Raw genomic sequence first — 18,906 nt, 5'->3', positions numbered from 1 at the left:
GCGATTTCGCATTCGAAACACCTTGTGCCTGTTCTCACAATGTCGCACATGCGACCTGCGGGTTACCGGACCGGGTGAATAGCCGCGGCGTCCTCCGGAGTCGCACGAAAAGCACGTTTGACGTGTGGCAATTCCATCAAAGCGCGCCAGCTATCGCGTGCACACCGCAAAAGCCAGCATGTTTCGGGCAACTAAGGTTCGGGTATTCGACTTTGTCGAACGCGAAAAGGAATTGAAACATGGGTGCGAGCCTGATGATCGTGGGGGACGACTACGGGGTCCGCGGCTCCTTGCGGGCGGCGATGGAAGAGGAAGGATACGAGGTCGCCGAGGCGGGCGCGGGTGAGGCCGCGCTGGAACAGCTGCGTGTGAACGGCGCGCCGGACGTGATGGTCGTGGACCTCTTGTCCGGTGAAATGGACGCCTTCACCTGTATTCGTGAGGTCCGCCGCGCGCATGAGGTGCCGATCATGGTGGTCAGCGCCAGCAACGACACCCACGACGTGGTCGCCGCCCTGGAAGCGGGGGCCGACGACTTCGTCACCAAGCCGTTCGAGATCAAGGAGATCAGCGCGCGCATGCGGGCGCTGCGGCGGCGCCCACACCTGGGCGGACTGCCCGACGAATCGGTCACCGAAGCGCTCACCGAGATCGTGCTCGACCCCGACGACGCTGCGCCGCTGGTGCTTTCGCCCGAGGGCGGCGCGGTGCGCCGGGGCGAGGAGCAGATTCCGTTGACCATCACCGAATTCCGGCTGCTGTGCGAGCTGGCCGCGAATCCGGGCCGCGTGCTCACCCGCACCCTGCTGCTCGAAAGGGCCTGGGACGAAGGCTTCTTCGGCGACGAACGACTCGTCGACGTCCATGTGCGCCGCTTGCGCACGAAGATCGAGGCCGACCCCTCCGATCCCCGCATCGTGGTGACGGTGCGCGGGCTCGGTTACCGCCTCGACATGCCCCGCTGAGGCCCGAGTCCCGGGCGGAGTCATCGGATCGTCATGAGATCGCAATGAGTTCGCATGGAAGACCTCAACGTTGCTTGGTCAGGCTGGGATGGTCATGCAGATCCCAATCAGCAAATTTGACGCGATATCCCAGCAAACCATCCAGATCCGGGAACCCGAGCTCGCCGACGGCGCGCACATGTGGCAGATCGCCGAGAACTCCCGGGTACTCGACACCAACTCCAGCTACGCCTATCTGCTGTGGTGCCGCGATTTCCCGGCCACGTCGATGGTCGCCGAGATCGACGGTGAGGTAGCCGGTTTCGTCATCGGTTACACCCGGCCGTCGTGGCCCAATGTCCTGTTCGTCTGGCAGGTGGCCGTGGACCAGCCACACCGCGGGCACGGACTGGGCGTGGACATGCTCGACGCACTGCTGGAACGCACCACCGCGCACGGCATCACCCAGCTCGAAACCACCATCTCGCCGGACAATCCGGCGTCGGTGGCCATGTTCGCCGCCCTGGCCCGCCGCCGGGGCGCGGCTCTGACCCGCACGACCTTGTTCTCGGCGGATCAATTCCCCGGCGGGCATCAGCCGGAGGATCTCTACCGCATCGCACCGGTGACCACTCAGGAGGAACCGCGATGATCACCACCACCCCCGACCTGTCCGTGTTCGCGGATCTGGAATCGAATGTGCGCGGCTACTGCCGCTCCTGGCCGACGGTGTTCGACACCGCCTCGGGAGCCTGGCTGCGCGACGAGACCGGCCGCGAATACCTGGACTTCTTCGCCGGCGCGGGCGCGCTCAACTACGGCCACAACAACCCGGTGCTCAAGCAGTCGCTGCTGGACTACATCGCGGGCGACGGCCTGACCCACGGCCTGGACATGTCCACCGTCGCCAAACGCGAACTGCTGGAATCGCTGCGCGAACGCATCCTGCGGCCGCGCGGCCTCGACTACAAGGTGCAGTTCCCCGGACCCACCGGCGCGAACGCGGTGGAGGCGGCGCTCAAACTGGCCCGCAAGGTGACCGGCCGCACCGAGATCCTCAACTTCACCAACGCTTTCCACGGCATGACGCTGGGCGCGCTGTCGGTCACCGGCAATGCCGCCAAGCGGGCGGGCGCGGGCGTGCCGTTGCAGCACGCCACCTCGATGCCCTTCGACGGCTACCTGTCCGGCACCGAGGGCGACTCCTTCGAATGGATGGAGCGCGTCCTCGACGACGCCTCCTCCGGCCTGGACAGCCCGGCCGCGGTCATCGTCGAGACCGTGCAGGGTGAGGGCGGGGTCAATATCGCCAGCGTGGAATGGCTGCGCAAGCTGGCCGGATTGTGCTCCGCGCGAGAGATTCTGCTGATCGTGGACGACGTGCAGATGGGTTGCGGCCGCACCGGCCCGTTCTTCTCCTTCGAGAACGCCGGCATCACACCGGATATCGTCACCCTGTCCAAGTCGATCGGCGGCTACGGCCTGCCGATGGCGCTGGTGTTGTTCAAACCCGAACTGGACCAGTGGAAGCCGGGCGAGCACAACGGCACCTTCCGCGGCAACAACCCGGCCTTCGTGACCGCCCGCACCGCCATTGAGCACTACTGGTCCGACGACGGCCTGGAGTCGGCCACCCGGGCCAAGGGCGCCCGCATCGAGCGCGCCCTGACCGGCATGGCCGCCGCCTTCGACGGCGTGAGCGCCCGCGGGCGCGGCCTGGTGCACGGCCTGGTCTTCGACGACGCCTCGCAGGCGGAGAAGGTATGCGCCGCCGCCTTCCAGCGCGGACTGCTGGTCGAGACCTCCGGTCCCGAGGACGAGGTGGTGAAACTGCTTCCGCCGCTGACCATTTCCGAGTACGAGCTCGATCACGGCCTGGAACTGCTGGCCTCCTCGCTGGACGCCCTCGGCAGCGGACGGGGTCGCTGACATGATCGTGCGCACCACCGCCGAGATCACCGGCACCGACCGCGATGTCGCGGGTCCGGGCTGGCGCAGCAAGCGGATCGTGCTGGGCGGCGACCGGGTCGGTTTCTCGTTCCACGAGACCACCATCGACGCCGAGTCCGTCCACGAGTTCCACTACCAGAATCACGTCGAGGCCGTCTGGCTGGTCGAGGGCGACGGCACCCTGGTCGATCTCGACCACGGCGTCACCTACGAGCTGGGCCCCGGCTCCATGTATCTGCTCGACGGCCACGAACGCCACCGCCTGTTCGCCCGCAGCCGGATGCGCATGCTGTGCGTGTTCAATCCGCCGGTGACCGGGCAGGAGGTCCACGACGAGAACGGTGTCTACCCGCTGGTCGCCGTCGACTAGGAGATTCGCATGACCCTGTCCGACTACGGATTGATCGACCGCTACCGCACCCGCACGGTCGCCGGGACGCCGCCCATCGAGCGTGACGACCCGACGGTCTGGGGCCCGATCGACTCCCACGGCCTGGCCGAGTTCGACGACAACGGCTACGCCGTGCTGGACATGCTGCTCGACCCGGACGAGGTGCGAGCGGTGGCGACCGAGATGCAGCACCTGACCAGCGATCCCGAATTGCTGCTCGACGAGCGTGTGATCATCGAGCGGGCCTCGCATCGGGTGCGCTCGGTCTTCGACGTGCACCGGTTCAGCCCGATGATCGGGGAACTGGTGCGCCAGGACCGGATCGCGGGTCTGGCCCGCCAGATCCTCGGCTCGGATGTCTACCTGCACCAGGCCCGGGTGAACTACATGCCCGGGTTCACCGGCGCCGGGTTCTACTGGCACTCCGACTTCGAGACCTGGCACGCCGAGGACGGCATGCCCGCCCCGCGCGCGGTGAGCCTGTCGATCGCCCTGACCGACAACTACCCGTTCAACGGCAGCCTGATGGTCATGCCCGGCTCGCACCGCACGTTCGTGCCGTGTCAGGGCGAGACGCCCACCGACCATCACCGGGTGTCGTTGCGGGAGCAGCAGATCGGCGTGCCCTCCCAGGAGGCGCTCACCGATCTGGCGGGCAAGCACGGCGTCACCCAGTTCACCGGTCCGGCGGGCTCGGCGCTGCTGTTCGACTCGAACCTGATGCACGGGTCCTCGGGCAACATCACGCCGTTCCCGCGCTCGAATCTGTTCCTGGTGTTCAACAGCGTCGAGAACACCCTGCGCGATCCGTACTCCGCGCCGGGTCCGCGGCCGGAGTACCTGGCCAGCCGCGACTTCACACCGCTGATCTGACTCGGATCAGCTTGCGGCGGTGACGGTCCGATGCCCGCGCGTCCCGTAGAGGCGGCGGGCATCGGCCGGGGTCACCGTCTCCAGCCGCGCGGGCAGGTCACCCTTGATGTGCTGTTCGAGGATCTGCCCGGCCATCGGCGCGATGATCGGCGCGGCCATGATCAGGCCCTTCTTGTTGAAAAGGCTGAACAGCCACACCAGGATCCGGCCCGCCGGGCGCACCATCAGATCCACGAACCCGGGCCGGTCGAACTGGCCCAGCTTGCGCTGCCACTTCGGCAGGGTCGCGATCGAAGCGAACGACAGCAGCCGCGCGCCGAGCGCATAGGTCCAGCCCGCGCCGTTCTTGGGCGAGGTGAACAGCAGCTGCCGCATCCCGTCCTGGGCGGCCTCCGAAGTGCACAGGCGCGCACGGACATCGGCGTAGTACTGGCGCACGCCCTCGCGGGTGATCGGCACGTCCTCGGGCTTGCAGGTCTGCAGCTCGGCGGCGACGCGGCACTCCCGCCAGTACTGGGCCTCCTCCTCGGGAGTCAGTCCGGGCCCGAACATCTCGTAGGCCTTGAGCACCGACTGCCAGCCGGTGATGTGGATCCACAGCTGGGTCTCGGGGGAGTTGGCGCTGTAGCGCTGACCGCTGATCGGCTCGATGCCGGTGTTCTTGGCGTGCACCGTCATCAGATGCTCCGAGGCCTGGATGGCGGTGCGGGAATCGCCGATGGCCACGATCAGGAAGTACGCGAAAGTGGCGTCGAGGCGGTCGCGCGGCTCGGAGTAGATCTTGCCGGTGTCGGCGACGGCCGCGGTCAGGAACGGATCGAAGTGCTCGAGGGTGACCGCGCGCTGGAATCCGATGACGGCGGTGGGGGAGGTCCACACCTTCCAGCTCGGGGAATCCGGGCCGAAGAAGCCGTAGTCGTCGCGGCGGAGGGTGGTCGGATCGAAGGTCACTGGGGGCTCCTCTACAGGTTCGATCCCATGGAATACAACGCCACCGTAGCAATTGCCGGGAATGAATACAACGGTTGCGTAGCTTTACCCTGGACGGGCGCGTGACCTCGCGATCCGGGATGACAGAATGGGGCCGATGAAGGTGGAGGCAGGGGATGAGGGCATGACGGCGGACCGCCCGCGGCGGCGCTACGCGCCCCGGCTGCCACCCGGGGAACGCCGCGCGCAATTGCTCGACGCCGCCTTCGCGGTCCTGGAGAAGGCCGAACTCCACGAGCTCAGCATGGAGGCCGTCGCCGCCGAGGCCGGCGTGGGAAAACCCGTGCTGTACACCGTCTTCAAGACTCGCGCCGAGCTCGTCGCCGCCCTGCTGGAACGCGAACGCGAACGTGCCCTCGAACAGGTCGCCGACACCCTGCCCACCGACCTGCTCGGCGCGGATCCGGTGGTCGCGGCCTCCGCCTCGGTCCGCGCGTTCGTCGATGTGGCCCTGGACAATCCGACCCGCTGGCGACTGCTGCTCTCGGGCCCCGGCAATGCCCCCGACGAATACCGCGAGGCCATCCGCAGCTCCCGCGCGGGCATCTTCGACCAGGCCGAGGCCCTGGTCCGCATGGGCCTGATCACCGATTCCCGCTGGGCCGGAATCGATTCCGGCCTGCTCACCGATTCGCTGCTGACCATCGCCGAGATGCTGGGCCGGATGGCGGTCAGCGAACCGGATGTATACCCCCGTGAACGCATCGAGGGATTCGTCCAGGCCATCGTCGCGCTGCTCGTCGGCACCGGCCAGTAAGCGGAAACGCCACCCCATCGCCCCTGACGTCGCGAAAGTGACCCTTGCCACACCGTGGTACACGGGCGTACCGTCGCGCTGGTACGCAGAGGTACCACGCTGGGAGATGGCGCATGACCACAGTGACACTGCCCGACGGACCGACGACGCCGGGCTTCGTGCAGGGCATCGAGATCCTGGCCGGGCGCACCCGGGCCTGGCGGCGGCTGCATCAGCGCTACGGGTCGGCGTTCGTGGTGTCGATGCCGCGCTTCGGGCCCACCGTCGTGCTGTCCGACCCCGCCGAGGTGAAGGCGCTGTTCACCACTCACACCGATCTGGTCGACAATCTCGATATCAACCTCGGCCAATTCCTGGGCCCCGGTTCGCTGTTCGCGCGGCGCGGTGAGGAGCATCGCAAGGAGCGCAAACTGCTCACCCCGCCCTTCCACGGGCGGCGACTGGCGGTCTACGAATCGCTGATCGAGGAGGAGGCCGTCCGCGAGATGGCCACCTGGCCCTCGGGGCGCGAATTCGCGACCATGGATTCGATGATGCGCATCACGCTCAATGTGATCCTGCGCGCCGTATTCGGTGCGGAGGGAGCCGAATTCGAGCAACTGCGCGAGGTGATCCCGAAACTGGTGCTGGTCGCCTCCGCGCTGGCGGCACTGCCGGTGCCGCAGGGCTTGTTCGGGCGCTTCGGGCCGTGGGCGCGGTTCCAGACCCACCGCGCGAGCTACGACGAGATCGTGGGACGGCTCATCCGCCGCGCCGCCGCCGACCCGCACCTGGCCGACCGCGACGACGTGCTGGCCATGCTGCTGCAGGCCCGCTACGACGACGGCTCGGCCATGACGCAGAGCGAGATCGCCGACGAGCTGCTCACCCTGCTCACCGCGGGCCACGAGACCACCGCCACCTCGCTGGCCTGGACCGTCGAACGCCTGCGCCGGCACCCGCACATCCTGGCGCGCCTGGTCGAGGAGACCGACGCGGGCGGCTCCGCGCTGCGCGAGGCGGCGCTGCTCGAGGTCCAGCGGGTGCGCCCGGTCATCGACGCCACCGCCCGCAAGGTGCGGGTGGACGATTTCAAGCTGGGCCGCTGGACCCTGCCGCGTGGCCAGCACGTCCTGGTCAGCATCCGGCTCATGCACGACAACCCGGAATTGTTCGCCAACCCACGCGATTTCGACCCGGACCGGTTCCTCGACGCGCGGCCGGGGACGTTCAACTGGATCCCGTTCGGCGGCGGCGCGCGCCGGTGCATCGGGGCGGCGTTCGCGACCATGGAGATGAACGTGGTGCTGCGGGTGCTGTTGCGCGACTTCACCCTCGCGCCCACCGACGCGCCCGACGAGCGCACCCATTTCCGCGGGGTCGCGCTGGCTCCCGCGAAGAAGGGGCGCGCGGTCGTGTACCGCAGGACGCCGCGGTCGACCACGGACGTGGAATCCGGCGCGGTATCGGTCGAATCCAGGACTGTCGCAAACGAATCCGCCGGCTCCCGGGACGCGCGCGGCGAGCAGGTGACCGCGTGAGCGAGCGGGTCGCCGAGGTCGGGCGCGGCATCACCCTGACCTACGAGCGGCAGGGCGCGGGTGTGCCGCTGCTGCTCATCGCCGGGCTCGGACAGCAGAAGCACGAATGGCACGACGGTCTGGTCGCGCAGCTGGTGGTCCGTGGCTACGACGTGGTGCGGTTCGACAATCGCGATGTCGGCGCCTCCACCCACGCCGGGTTCCGGCCGCCGGGCGGTCTCGCCATGGCCCGCAAGCGCTGGGACGCACAGCAATACGATCTCGGGGACATGGCCGCCGACACCGCCGGACTGCTCGACATCCTCGGCTGGCGGTCGGCGCATCTGGTCGGCATGTCCATGGGCGGGATGATCGCCCAGACCGTGGCCGCCCGCTATCCCGAGCGGGTGTCCTCGCTGACGTCGATCTTCTCCACCACGGGCGCGCCGCGGGTCGGGCGGCCCGCGCCGTCCACCTGGATTCGCATGTTCGCCAAGCCCGCTCGCACCCGGGAGGAGCACGTCGAGGGCGCGGTGCGCATGTATCGGCACATCGGGTCGGCCGGATATCCCCTCGACGAGCCGCGGATCCGGGCCACGGCGGGCCTCACCTGGGATCGCGATCCGCGCCCGGCGGCGGGCGTGGGGCGGCAGCTCGCCGGAATCCTCAAGTCCGGGGACCGGACTCGCGAGGTGCGGACCATCACCGCGCCCACCCTGGTGGTGCACGGCGACCGCGACCCGATGGTGAACCCCACCGGCGGCGCGGTGACCGCCGCCGCGATCGCGGGCGCGCGCCTGCACACCGTGCCGGGCATGGGCCACGATCTGCCGGTCGCGCTCTGGCCCACCTTCGCCGACCTCATCGACACCCACATCAGCACCGTCGAATCCAGGAGTTCCGATGCCCCGAACCTCTAGGCCGCTGTCCGGCCACCCGGTCATGATCACCGGCGCGGCCTCGGGAATCGGGCGGGGGCTGGCTCAACTGCTGTCCCGCCGTGGGTCGCCGGTGGCCATCGCCGATATCGACGCCGACGGATTGAAGCAGACCGCGGCCGGACTGAACGGGCCGGTGCTGACCCGGGTACTGGACGTGCGCGACGCCGCCGACCAGCTCGCGTTCGCCGAGGAAGTGCGGGCGTGGCTGACCGCACCCCTGGCCGCGGTCTTCAACAATGCCGGTGTGGCCGTGTCCTCCTCGGTGCTCGACACCGTGCCCGCGGACGACGAATGGCTGCGGCAGATCAACTTCGACGGCGTCGTGAACGGGACGCGAGCCTTCCTGCCGATCCTGGTCGAACAGGGCAGCGGCGCGATCGTCAACACCTCCAGCGTGTTCGGGCTGGCGGGCATGCCGTACCAGAGCGCCTACTGCGCGGCGAAATTCGCGGTGCGCGGATTCACCGACGCGCTGCGGCAGGAACTGCGGGGGACCGGCGTCTCGGCGGTGACCGTGCACCCCGGCGGCATCCGCACCAATATCGCCCGCAACGGACGCGTCCGGCAGGACCCCGAGGGCAGGGGCCGCAGCCACGAGCAGATGGCCGCCGAATTCGAGGCCATGACCATGACCAGCCCGGAGAAGGCGGCCGAGATCATCTGCCGCGGAGTCGAACGCGGCAAGGCGCGCATCCTCGTCGGACCCGACGCGTATCTGTTCGACACCCTCACCCGGGTGACCCCGACGCACTACTTCGACGTGCTGTCGGTCGTGATGGGCCTGGTGCGGACCCGGGCCGCGAAGGGAGCGGGACGATGACCGAACACGTGGACGTGCTGATCGTCGGCGCCGGACTGTCGGGTATCGGGGCGGCGCATCATCTGCAGGACGCGTTCCCGGACCGGAGCTACGCCATTCTCGAGGCCCGCGAGGCCATGGGCGGGACCTGGGATCTGTTCCGGTATCCGGGGGTGCGGTCGGACTCCGACATGCACACCCTCGGGTACCGGTTCCGGCCGTGGGTGGCCGCCGAGGCCATCGCGGACGGGCCCGCCATCCTGTCCTACATTCGCGACACCGCCGCCGACGCGGGCATCGACCGGCGAATCCGGTACGGGCACAGCGTGACCGGGGCCTCGTGGGACTCGGAGGAAGCGCGCTGGACCGTCGGATACGAGCACGGCGGCAGGGCCTCGACCATCACCTGCGACTTCCTCTACCTGTGCAGCGGGTACTACCGCTACGACGAGGGCTATGTCCCGGAGTTCGCCGGTCTGGACGAGTTCGGAGGACAGGTCGTGCATCCGCAGCACTGGCCCGCCGAACTCGACTACGCCGGAAAGCGGGTCGTGGTGATCGGCAGCGGCGCGACCGCGGTGACGCTGGTGCCCGCCATGGCCGAGACCGCCGCGCACGTCACGATGCTGCAGCGCTCACCCACCTACATCATGTCCGCGCCGAGCGTCGACGCCGTCGCCACCAAGCTGCGGCAATGGCTGGGGGAGCGGCGCGCCTACACCGTCACCCGCTGGAAGAACGTGGCCATAGGCACCGTCATCTACCAGCTCAGCCAGCGGCGACCCGCCATGATGCGCAAGTTCTTCCGCAACCTCACCATCAAACAGCTGCCCGACGGCTACGACGTCGACACCCATTTCAATCCCAGCTACAACCCGTGGGATCAGCGGCTGTGCCTGGTTCCGGACGGGGATCTGTTCCGGGCGATCAGCGCCGGACGAGCCTCGGTGGCCACCGACCGCATCGAACGGTTCACCGCGGACGGCATTCGGCTCGAATCCGGGACCGAACTGCCCGCCGACATCGTGGTGACCGCGACCGGACTGGATCTGCTGGCATTGGGCGGCATCGCGCTCACCGTCGACGGCCGCGAGATCGCCGCCTCCGACACCATGGCCTACAAGGGCATGATGCTCAGCGGCGTCCCGAATTTCGCCTTCACCATCGGCTACACCAACGCCTCCTGGACGCTCAAGGCCGACCTGGTCGCCGAATTCGTCTGCCGGCTGCTGCGGCACCTCGACGAGCACGGCTACAGCCAGGCCACGCCCTGGCCGGACCCTGCGGTGACCACCACGCCGCTGCTCGACTTCCAGGCCGGCTACGTGCTGCGGTCGATGGACCGCTTCCCCAAGGCCGGATCGCGCCCGCCGTGGCGGCTGGGCATGAACTACGCGCAGGACGTGATCACCTTGCGGCACGGGCGAATCGAGGACGGCACCATCCGCTTCGGCCGCCGTTCGGTGCGCGCCGCGAGCGTCGATCGCGGGCCGGAACCGGTGACCGCCTGACCTCGGTGACCAGCGCTGCGGCGAACACACCGGCCGTCGCGGCGCCCACCGAGATCCGGGCAAACTACGCTGATGCTCGTGACCCGCGCCGACTCCGCCACCAGCGCCGACACCGCCGCCGAGTCCGGCTTCCGGCGTCGGCTGCTCGATGCCATGGCCGACGCGATCCGCGAGCGCGGCTACCGCGACACCACGGTCGCCGACATCGTGCGCCTGGCCAAGACCTCGCGACGCACCTTCTACGAGCATTTCGACGACAAGCAGGACTGCTTCGTGGCGCTGCTGACCGAACGCAACAATGACACCATCGCGCAGATCTACGCCGCCGTGGACGTGTCCGCGCCGTGGGACACCCAGATCCATCAGGCGATCGAGGCGTGGATCGGGGCCTCGCGCGAGGACACCCCCATCACGCTGGCCTGGATCCGCGACATCCCGGCGCTGGGGGAGCGAGCCCGGGACCTGCAGCGCGACGCCGCGAACGCGTTCATCACGCTGATCCAAACCCTGACCGGCACAACGGAATTCCAGGGCGCTGGCCTGCATCCGCCGACGCATCAGATGGCGACCATCCTCTACGGCGGGTTCCGCGAGCTCATCGCCTCCACGGTGGAGGACGGGCGCGACATCACCGAGATCATTCCGGTGGCGGTGGAAACCGCGCTGGCGCTGATCGGTCCGCGCTACCCGGCCTGATCGGTTCCTGCGGGGCCTGATCAGTCCCTGCGGGGGCGGGCGCGGAAGTGGGCGCGTTCGCCCTGTTTGCCGAACAGGCTGAGGAATTCGACCGGCCGATCGTCGGCCGCGCCGAACCAGTGGGGTTCGCGGGTGTCGAATTCGGCGGCCTCGCCCGGCTCCAACACGAGGTCGTGCGCGCCGAGGATCATCCGCAACCGGCCGTTGAGGACGTAGAGCCACTCGTAGCCCTCGTGGGTCTGCGGATTCGGTTCGGCGCGACCGGATCTCGGATCCATGATGATCTTGAACGCTTGAATCCCGCCCGCCCGCCGGGTCAACGGCAGCATCTGCATCCCGCCGCGCGTGATCGGCCGCATGTGGACCCGCGGATCCCCGGTGTCGGGCGCGTTCACCAGCTCGTCGAGGGTGACGCCGTGGGCGCGCGCCAAGGGCAGCAGCTGCTCCAGGGTGGGGCGCCGCGCCCCGGATTCCAGCCGTGACAGTGTGCTGACCGAGATCCCCGTCTCCGTGGACAGCTCGGCCAGTGTGGTTTCCCGTTGTTTACGCAGCTCACGGAGTCGTAGGCCCACCCCTTCCAGGGCTGCGTCGATATCCTCGGTCATGCCTCCAGTTTGCCACATCGGCAAAGAAGGTTGCCGATATGCCCGCGCGGTCCGCATGGTCGTAGGCAGGAGGTGGTCATCAATGACCGATCAGCTGAACGACAGCTACGACGTGGTGGTGGTAGGCGGGGGACCCGCGGGCCTGAACGGAGCCCTCATGCTCGCCCGGGCCCGCCGCACGGTGGCGGTGATCGACGCGGGCGCCCCGCGCAACGCCCCCGCCGACCGGGTGCACGGCCTGTTCGCCCGCGAGGGCGTCCCGCCCGCCGAACTACTGACTCGCGGCCGCGCGGAGGTCCGCGACTACGGCGGTCAGGTGATCGACGGCGAGGTGTCCGGAATCACCAGGGACGGTGACGATTTCGTCGTCACTCTGGCAGGTGCCCGCACCACCCGCGCTCGTCGCGTCCTGGTGACCTCGGGCCTGGTCGACGATCTCCCGCTGATCCCCGGTCTGCGCGAGCGCTGGGGCCGCGACGTCATCCACTGCCCCTACTGCCACGGCTGGGAGGTCCGCGACCGCCCGATCGGCGTCCTGGGCTTGGGCCCCATGGCGATTCACCTCGCGCTGCTGTTCCGCCAGTGGAGCGACGACATCGTCTACTTCGCCCACACCAATACACCGCCCACCGAGGAGGAGTTGGAACAACTAGCCGCCAGGGGGATCCGCGTCGTCCCCGGCGAACTGGCCGCCGTTGAAATCACCGACGACCGCATCACGGGTGTCCGTCTCTCGGACGGCGCCATCGTCCCCCGCGAGGTCCTGGTCGCCCCCACCCGCATGCTGGCCCGAGCCGCCTTCCTCTCCAACCTCGGGCTGACTCCCGCCGTACACCCTTCCGGCGCAGGCGAATACATCCCCGCCGACCCCACCGGCCGCACCGATGTCCCCGGCGTCTGGGCCGCCGGCAACGTCTCCGACCTCTCCGCCCAGGTCGGCGCATCCGCCGCCGCTGGCGCGTTGGCTGGAGCTCACATCAACGCCGACCTGGTGAACGAGGAAACCCGTCAGGCCGTCGAGACGTATCGAGCGCGCGCCCTGCTGTAGTCGGGATCAAGACGAGACCAAAGACCAAAGACCAAAGACCAAGACCAAAGACCAAAGACCAAAGACCAAAGATAAAAGACGCCTGGAGAAGAGAAGAAAAGACAAAAGAAGAAGAGCCGAGAGCACAAGACGCCGGAGCGGTTGGTCTCTGGTAGGTGATGCGTGCAGTCTGTGGGCTGGGATCGGCGGGTAGCGGATCCCAGCCCGGCGTCAGCCCAGGTCCGGCAGAGCAGGCGAGGTGACCACACTCCCCGTTGTTCTGCGCACGCCGGCAGGACACGAGCAGCTCGGTGTCATGCTGCCCGTGAGCGCCACGTTCGGCAGCTGGAATCGATGGCAGCGGCGATCGCCTGCCCCACGTGATGGCGGTCGTTGACGCGTGGGGTGCCGGTGGGATCAACACTCTTCGGTGCAATCCACCCTGTCCGACCGGGGTGGGGCGAATCTTTACCCATCACAACGGTTTTCCAGCCATCGGGGCTGTCGTTGACCAGCGCGTGGCAGTGGTCGCACGCCAATGTCAGGTTGTTGATGTCGGTCGGCCCGCCTGTGGCCCAGTCGGTGACGTGGTGGGCGGCGCACATGTTGGCGGGTTGTTCACAACCCGGTCGAGTACATCCCCTGTCGCGGGCCAGGAGCGCGAGGCGTTGGGCGCGGTTGGCGGTGCGGCGGGAGCGACGCAGGAACAACGGCATCCCGTCCCCGTCGAGGACCGCGATCACCGGTCGGGTCCCTTCGGCCATCTTCAAGGCTTCGTTGATGGAGATCTGAGTGCCGGACGCGGTGGTGGCGACGCCGGTGCCGTTCTCGAGGTCGGTGAGGCTCATGGTGAGCACGACCTCGACGGGCAGGCCACGGTGCATGCCCAGGGTCCGCATGTTCACCCCGGGCTGCACCAACGCCAGCAAAGCGTCGTGGGTCCGCTGCCCGGCATCACGACGATCACGACGCGCGGCAGCATCGAGCACGCTATCGGCGATGAATCCACCGGTCGCGGAGGGGCTTTCGGGGTCCTCGACATTGCACATCCCAGGCCGCGCGAGCTTCGCGAACACCGCATCCAAGCACGCACGCAGCTCAGGAGTGATCCACCCTTCGATCCGCGTCATCCCATCCACACCGGGACGACACAGCGTGATCCCGCGACGGCGGCGACGGTCAGCGTCGGAAACAACCTTCCCATCGGGATCCAAGCGGGCGAGGATGTCGCGCCCGATCTTCAACAAGTCATCGGGCCACCCGTTGCGCGAGTAGTCGACCAGGATCTGCTCGGCCTCGGCCCGCGCCTCGGTGGGCACGTCGACGGGCAGGTGGTTCATCACGTCCAGGATGTGACGCACGTGATCGCGGGAAATATCCCCGGCGGCGAATGCTTCCGCCGCAACCGGCAGCACCGGCGGCGCGATATGGCCCGTCTGCTGGACGAATTCGCCGCAGTGGTGGGTGATCTTCACCCGTACTGAGGCGTCGTACCGCGAGAGTCCGAGGGTGTGGCGCAGGAATGGCACCATCTTCCCGGCCCCGCTGCGTGAATGCAGGGACCGTTCTCCGGCTTCGATGATCAGACGCGTATCGAGTGCGGCGAGTTGGCGCTTGCACGTTTCGAGCTGCTGCATCAACGACACGACATCCTCGTCGGAGAAGCCGGTCATCTTCCCGCTCTGCACGGATTCGGTCAGGGTTGAGACCGCGGCCGCCAGTTCGGCGATACCGCAGTCGTCGAGTGTCACCCCATTCGAATCCATGCCCCTATTTTACGCCCGCGCGATCACTCTAGGAACCCGAAATGTCCAGTATCGCAATATATTTCGACAACTGCCAAGATCGGCACGGGCCTTGCCGGTTCACCTCGCGTGGTACCGACGGTGCGTGAATGCCACTACCATCGCTCCTATGGTCACTGTGGGGATGACCGTTGGGTTGGCATTCGTCGGCTATATGGCCACGTATCTGAACGGACTTCGTCTGGGCCAACGGCAGGCCCGACTTGTGCGAATCAATCAGCAGTTGAGCGAGTTCTATGGCCCGCTTCTCGCGCTGATGGAGGCGAATCAACGGACCTTCGATGCCTTCCATTCGGACTTCGCGCTGGCGGACGGCAGGTGTCCCATCTGCGATGTTCCCGTACCGTCCGAGCAAGACCTTGCTGAGTGGCGATTCTGGGCGACAAATGTGTTCATTCCGAACATCAGGGCGATGCGTGATGTCGTAGTCGCCAAGGCTGATCTCCTCCTCGAGGCGGAGATGCCGACCGTCCTGCTCGAGCTCTGCGCACATGTATCCGGCTACGAAGTCACGCTTGCCCGATGGTCGGAGGGTGATTTGGGTGACTACGTTTCGATCATCAAGTTCCCAGCCCGGGAATTGCACGAGTACACCAGAGATCGGTTCGCCCGCCTGAAGGCCGAGCAGGCGAGACTGCTCGGCAGGCGGCGCATCTAGCGTGTGGAATGTGTTCCTACCCTGATGGTTTGGTGCCGTCAGGGGATGCTCAGTAGGCCGTTCACCAGTGCTCGGATTCCTGGTTCGGGGTCGAATTCCGGCTCCGGCCAGGTGATCTGGTGGAGGATATGGCCGTCGAGGTGGTCGAGGAGGGTGCGGCAGTGGGGTGCGGGGGTGGGAGAGCCGATGCGTTCGAGCCAGGGGGCGAGCCAGGTGGTGATGGTGGTGCGGGCGATCGCCAGGGGTTCGAGGAGGTCGGGGTTGGCGACGGCTTCGAGGAAGAGGGTGTAGCGGGCCAGGGTTCGGTTGCGGGCCGGGCCCAGGGCGTGGCGGGTGATGGCGGTGAGGGCTTCCACGAGGGCGGCGGGGGTGTCGGGGCGGAGTAGGCCGCTGACGACTTCCCAGTCGCGGCGGTCGAGTTCGACCAGGTGGGTGACGATGCCCATGAGGAGGGCGTCGCGGGTGCGGAAGGAATTGGAGGCGGTGCCGGCGGGAACGGCGGCGGCCTTGTCGGCGGCCTGGAAGGTGAGGCCGCGGGGCCCTTCGGTCGCCAGGACCTCGATCGCCGCGTTCAGTACCTGCTCCCGGCGGGACATCACTCCTCCTTGCACTATGTCTGTAGTGTCCGACACTATGAATGTAGTGTAGCGTCGGGACGTGGCGTCACTGCCACACGTCGAGGAGCCATCATGCCCGTGTCATCCGTTGCCGGTCTGCCCCGCGGGCACAAGACCATGCTCTTGGCCCACCGGGCCATGATTCGAGATCTGAATCGGGTCCAGCGGACCGCTCTGGACCTGGCGGCGACGCCGAATCCGGTGCGCGCCAAGGCGCTGGCCGAATACCTGGGCAAGCTTGCCGCGGTGATCCATCATCACCACGAGGGCGAGGACGAGTTCCTGTGGCCGCGCCTGCGTGACGCCGGCGCCGATGAGCAGGCCCTGGAAATCCTTGCTGCGGAACACTCCGAGCTCGCCACCCTGCTGAGCGTGTGGCAGGAGTTCGGCGCGACGCCTGTCTCCGACTCAGCGGCTGCCAACCGCCTGTCCGAGCTCACCACCGCCGTCCGCGGTCAACTCGCCGCGCATGCCGCGGACGAGGAACGCGAACTGCTCGGCCGCCTCGCCCCCGTCCTCGACGAGCCCACGTGGAAGGGCTTCGAGAACCACATGCGAAGTACGGCCCCGCTGTGGACCCTGCGCTTCATGCCCGCCTGGCTGCTGGCGGTCGCCGGTCCGGACGATGCCGCAGGCGTCCCGGTTCCCTTGCTGGGCAGGCTGTTCGGCGGCTGGCTGGAACGCGCCCAGCGGGCCGCTTTCGGCGACAACTATTGAGCCAGTGCGTGTCGTGCTCCGGAGGGGAGACCACGGCACCACCGTTATTGCACGGCCCGCCTACTGCGGAAACGGCAGTGAGGACTGGGCCGCGTCTCGGCCGGAGCGCTTGAGGAATTCTCGGGCCAGTTCCCGGTATTGCTCGGCGCCTTTGGATTTGGGGTCCAGGGTGGTGAGGGGTTCGCCGGCGATGGTGGAGTCGGGGAAGCGGACGGTGCGGGAGATCATGGTGTCGTAGAGGCGTTCGCCGAAGGTGTCGGCGACGCGGTCGAGGACCTGGCGCGAGTGCAGCAGCCGGGAGTCGAACATGGTGACCACGATTCCCGACAGTTCGAGACGCGGGTTGAGGCGTTCGCGCACCTTTTCCATGGTGTCGTTGAGCAGGGCCAGGCCGCGCAGCGAGAAGAACTCGCACTCCATGGGGATGATGACGCCGTCGGCGCAGGCCAGGGCGTTCACGGTGAGCAGGCTCAGCGACGGCTGGCAGTCGATGAGGATGTAGTCGTAGCGGTCGCGGATGGGGTCCAGCACGCGGCTCACGGAGTGTTCGCGGCCGACTTCGTTGACGAGCTGGATCTCCGCGGCGGAGAGGTCGATATTGCTGGGCAGCAGATGCAGATTGGTGACGGCGGTCTTGATCACGACATCGTCGATGGGCGGAGCGTTGGGGCTCAGTAGGTCGTAGACGGTCAATTCCAGGTTGTGGTGGGCCACGCCGAGCGCCGCCGAGAGCGCGCCCTGCGGGTCGAGATCGACCAGCAGCACCCGCAGACCGCACTCGGCAAGCGCGGCACCTAAATTGACCGTCGAGGTGGTCTTTCCGACGCCGCCCTTCTGATTGCACAGGGCAATCACCTGGGCCTCGCCCGTGGTCGCCACGTCCTCCTCAACAGCATTGTTTGCCGACATTTCGCCAGAATAACCTGTCACGTGGAGGAACTGGCGGACCCGCTCCGGGGCGCTTTGTCTCGAAATCGCTGGACGTTAGCCAAACCCGGTGTGGAGGGCCCCAACCCATGTCGCCCTCCACCCCCGGATCGGGCGGAACCGGCAGCTCAGCGCCCCGGCAGCACCAGGATCTTCACGTGCTCCTCTGGGTCCCGCAGCGCGGTGAACGCCTCTGCCACGCCGTCGAGCCCGACCCGGCCGGTGATGATCGCCTCGGCGTCGATCTGCCCCGACGCCAGTCGGTCCAGGGTGATCTCGTAGGCGTTCTCGTACGGCCCGTGCCCGAAATTGATGGCGATCCGACGGAACTGGCCCACCACCGGAATGATCGGCTCGTCCGCGAACGGCGCGGCCACCACCTGGATACGCGAATTGAACGGCATGGTCCGCATGAGCGTGCCGAGGATTCCGGCGCGACCGCTGCATTCGAAGGCGATGAGAATGCCGGTGCCCGACTGCCCCACCACCGAATCCTGCTGTGCCACCGCCGCCATCCAGGCCGCGATCGGGTCCTGCTCGTTCGGATCGACGACGATGTCCGCGCCGACCGCCCGCGCCAGCTCGCGGCGCTTGGGCGAGGGTTCGGAGGCGACCACCAGCCGCGCCCCGCGCGCCTTGGCCGCGATGATGGCCCCGAGTCCGATTGTCCCGCAACCGATCACCAGCGCCGAGTCCTCGGGAGTCAGCCCCGACTGCTGCACGTGCATCTCGCCCACGTGCAGCGGCTCGGCCAGAGTCGCGTGTTCGAGCGACAACCCGTCGGGCACGTGCCGCACCCACCACGAGTCCACCACGATGCTCTCGCCGAACGCCCCGTGATAGTCGTTGGAGTAGCCGATGATCGTCGGGATCCCGGTGGCGGTCTCGGTGGCCAGCCCGATCCCGGCGACCCGGTCCCCGACCGCGAAATCGGTGACCCCGGAACCGATCTCGCTGACCGTCCCCGCGTACTCGTGCCCGAGCACCACCGGCCGTTCGGTGTCGAAGGTCGCCAGCGGATACCCGCTGTCGGTGGCCACCTGCACGAATCGGCAGGGGTCCTTGGACATCGACAGGTCGCTGCCGCAGATGCCGCACGCGGCGACCGCGATGCGCAGCTGGCCGGGTCCGAGGGCGGGCGGCTCGGCCACCTCGGTGGCGGTGAACTCGCCGTTCAGAAACTGTGTGGCGCGCATGGT

At 67.8% G+C, this 18,906-nt stretch carries 20 protein-coding genes; 14 read left to right on the top strand and 6 right to left on the bottom strand.

What is annotated here, in order from left to right; all coding sequences use genetic code 11:
* Positions 1 to 239: 239 nt before the first annotated feature.
* The 5 genes from ACQP06_RS22835 (at position 240) to thpD (ending at position 4,158) form a co-directional block, all read left to right on the top strand.
* Complete coding sequence (locus ACQP06_RS22835) at positions 240 to 965, top strand: response regulator transcription factor (RefSeq protein WP_433666520.1); 726 nt, start codon at positions 240 to 242, stop codon at positions 963 to 965.
* A gap of 94 nt (positions 966 to 1,059) precedes the next feature.
* Positions 1,060 to 1,596, top strand: coding sequence for a diaminobutyrate acetyltransferase (ectA, locus tag ACQP06_RS22830; protein WP_433666519.1), 537 nt, complete (start codon positions 1,060 to 1,062; stop codon positions 1,594 to 1,596).
* The gene (gene ectB, locus ACQP06_RS22825) at positions 1,593 to 2,873 is read left to right on the top strand and encodes a diaminobutyrate--2-oxoglutarate transaminase (RefSeq protein ID WP_433666518.1); all 1,281 of its coding nucleotides are present in this window, start codon (positions 1,593 to 1,595) and stop codon (positions 2,871 to 2,873) included. Before ectA ends, ectB begins: the two co-directional genes overlap by 4 nt.
* Position 2,874: 1 nt before the next feature.
* Positions 2,875 to 3,264: an ectoine synthase gene (locus ACQP06_RS22820; RefSeq protein ID WP_433666517.1), complete on the top strand. Its 390-nt coding sequence runs from the start codon at positions 2,875 to 2,877 to the stop codon at positions 3,262 to 3,264.
* Between the two features lie 9 nt (positions 3,265 to 3,273).
* The gene (gene thpD, locus ACQP06_RS22815) at positions 3,274 to 4,158 is read left to right on the top strand and encodes an ectoine hydroxylase (RefSeq protein ID WP_433666515.1); all 885 of its coding nucleotides are present in this window, start codon (positions 3,274 to 3,276) and stop codon (positions 4,156 to 4,158) included.
* 6 nt (positions 4,159 to 4,164) lie between these two features.
* Here the strand turns inward: thpD and ACQP06_RS22810 are convergent, their stop codons facing one another.
* A complete protein-coding gene (locus ACQP06_RS22810; RefSeq protein ID WP_433666514.1) occupies positions 4,165 to 5,109 on the bottom strand; it encodes an oxygenase MpaB family protein in 945 nt (314 codons plus the stop codon).
* A 136-nt stretch (positions 5,110 to 5,245) separates the two neighbouring features.
* On the opposite strand from ACQP06_RS22810, the gene ACQP06_RS22805 reads away from it, so the two are divergent.
* The 6 genes from ACQP06_RS22805 (at position 5,246) to ACQP06_RS22780 (ending at position 11,351) form a co-directional block, all read left to right on the top strand.
* Entirely contained in the window at positions 5,246 to 5,905 is a 660-nt protein-coding gene (locus tag ACQP06_RS22805; protein WP_433666513.1) for a TetR/AcrR family transcriptional regulator, read from the top strand.
* Between the two features lie 113 nt (positions 5,906 to 6,018).
* Complete coding sequence (locus tag ACQP06_RS22800) at positions 6,019 to 7,425, top strand: cytochrome P450 (RefSeq protein ID WP_433666512.1); 1,407 nt, start codon at positions 6,019 to 6,021, stop codon at positions 7,423 to 7,425.
* A complete protein-coding gene (locus ACQP06_RS22795) occupies positions 7,422 to 8,324 on the top strand; it encodes an alpha/beta fold hydrolase (protein WP_433666511.1) in 903 nt (300 codons plus the stop codon). The genes ACQP06_RS22800 and ACQP06_RS22795 overlap by 4 nt, the downstream gene beginning before the upstream one ends.
* Positions 8,308 to 9,165 carry an SDR family NAD(P)-dependent oxidoreductase gene (locus tag ACQP06_RS22790; protein WP_433666510.1) on the top strand — a complete coding sequence of 286 codons (858 nt, stop codon included), beginning with the start codon at positions 8,308 to 8,310 and terminating at the stop codon, positions 9,163 to 9,165. Before ACQP06_RS22795 ends, ACQP06_RS22790 begins: the two co-directional genes overlap by 17 nt.
* Positions 9,162 to 10,655: a flavin-containing monooxygenase gene (locus tag ACQP06_RS22785; protein WP_433666509.1), complete on the top strand. Its 1,494-nt coding sequence runs from the start codon at positions 9,162 to 9,164 to the stop codon at positions 10,653 to 10,655. The genes ACQP06_RS22790 and ACQP06_RS22785 overlap by 4 nt, the downstream gene beginning before the upstream one ends.
* 72 nt (positions 10,656 to 10,727) lie before the next feature.
* Positions 10,728 to 11,351 (top strand): TetR/AcrR family transcriptional regulator, encoded by a 624-nt coding sequence (locus ACQP06_RS22780; protein WP_433666508.1) that lies wholly within the window; start codon positions 10,728 to 10,730, stop codon positions 11,349 to 11,351.
* A 20-nt stretch (positions 11,352 to 11,371) separates the two neighbouring features.
* On the opposite strand, the gene ACQP06_RS22775 is transcribed toward ACQP06_RS22780, so the two are convergent.
* A complete protein-coding gene (locus ACQP06_RS22775) occupies positions 11,372 to 11,956 on the bottom strand; it encodes a helix-turn-helix domain-containing protein (RefSeq protein WP_433666507.1) in 585 nt (194 codons plus the stop codon).
* Between the two features lie 82 nt (positions 11,957 to 12,038).
* Here ACQP06_RS22775 and ACQP06_RS22770 point away from each other — a divergent pair, with 82 nt between their 5' ends.
* Positions 12,039 to 13,004: an NAD(P)/FAD-dependent oxidoreductase gene (locus ACQP06_RS22770; protein ID WP_433666506.1), complete on the top strand. Its 966-nt coding sequence runs from the start codon at positions 12,039 to 12,041 to the stop codon at positions 13,002 to 13,004.
* A 293-nt stretch (positions 13,005 to 13,297) separates the two neighbouring features.
* Here the strand turns inward: ACQP06_RS22770 and ACQP06_RS22765 are convergent, their stop codons facing one another.
* Complete coding sequence (locus ACQP06_RS22765) at positions 13,298 to 14,656, bottom strand: DUF222 domain-containing protein (RefSeq protein WP_433666505.1); 1,359 nt, start codon at positions 14,654 to 14,656, stop codon at positions 13,298 to 13,300.
* A 241-nt stretch (positions 14,657 to 14,897) separates the two neighbouring features.
* On the opposite strand from ACQP06_RS22765, the gene ACQP06_RS22760 reads away from it, so the two are divergent.
* On the top strand, positions 14,898 to 15,446 hold the full coding sequence (locus ACQP06_RS22760; RefSeq protein WP_433666504.1) for a hypothetical protein: 549 nt from the start codon (positions 14,898 to 14,900) through the stop codon (positions 15,444 to 15,446).
* 38 nt (positions 15,447 to 15,484) lie between these two features.
* Here the strand turns inward: ACQP06_RS22760 and ACQP06_RS22755 are convergent, their stop codons facing one another.
* Complete coding sequence (locus ACQP06_RS22755) at positions 15,485 to 16,042, bottom strand: TetR/AcrR family transcriptional regulator (RefSeq protein ID WP_433666503.1); 558 nt, start codon at positions 16,040 to 16,042, stop codon at positions 15,485 to 15,487.
* A gap of 93 nt (positions 16,043 to 16,135) precedes the next feature.
* On the opposite strand from ACQP06_RS22755, the gene ACQP06_RS22750 reads away from it, so the two are divergent.
* A complete protein-coding gene (locus ACQP06_RS22750; protein ID WP_433666502.1) occupies positions 16,136 to 16,780 on the top strand; it encodes a hemerythrin domain-containing protein in 645 nt (214 codons plus the stop codon).
* 60 nt (positions 16,781 to 16,840) lie between these two features.
* Here the strand turns inward: ACQP06_RS22750 and ACQP06_RS22745 are convergent, their stop codons facing one another.
* Positions 16,841 to 17,689 carry a ParA family protein gene (locus ACQP06_RS22745; protein WP_433666501.1) on the bottom strand — a complete coding sequence of 283 codons (849 nt, stop codon included), beginning with the start codon at positions 17,687 to 17,689 and terminating at the stop codon, positions 16,841 to 16,843.
* A gap of 146 nt (positions 17,690 to 17,835) precedes the next feature.
* Entirely contained in the window at positions 17,836 to 18,903 is a 1,068-nt protein-coding gene (locus tag ACQP06_RS22740) for an alcohol dehydrogenase catalytic domain-containing protein (RefSeq protein ID WP_433666500.1), read from the bottom strand.
* Between the last annotated feature and the right edge of the window lie 3 nt (positions 18,904 to 18,906).

The sequence above is a fragment of the Nocardia sp. CA-136227 genome (genome assembly GCF_050955695.1).
Taxonomy (GTDB): Bacteria; Actinomycetota; Actinomycetes; order Mycobacteriales; family Mycobacteriaceae; genus Nocardia.
The sequence above is the reverse complement of the archived record's forward strand: the minus strand, read 5'-3'. Positions and strand labels throughout refer to the sequence as shown.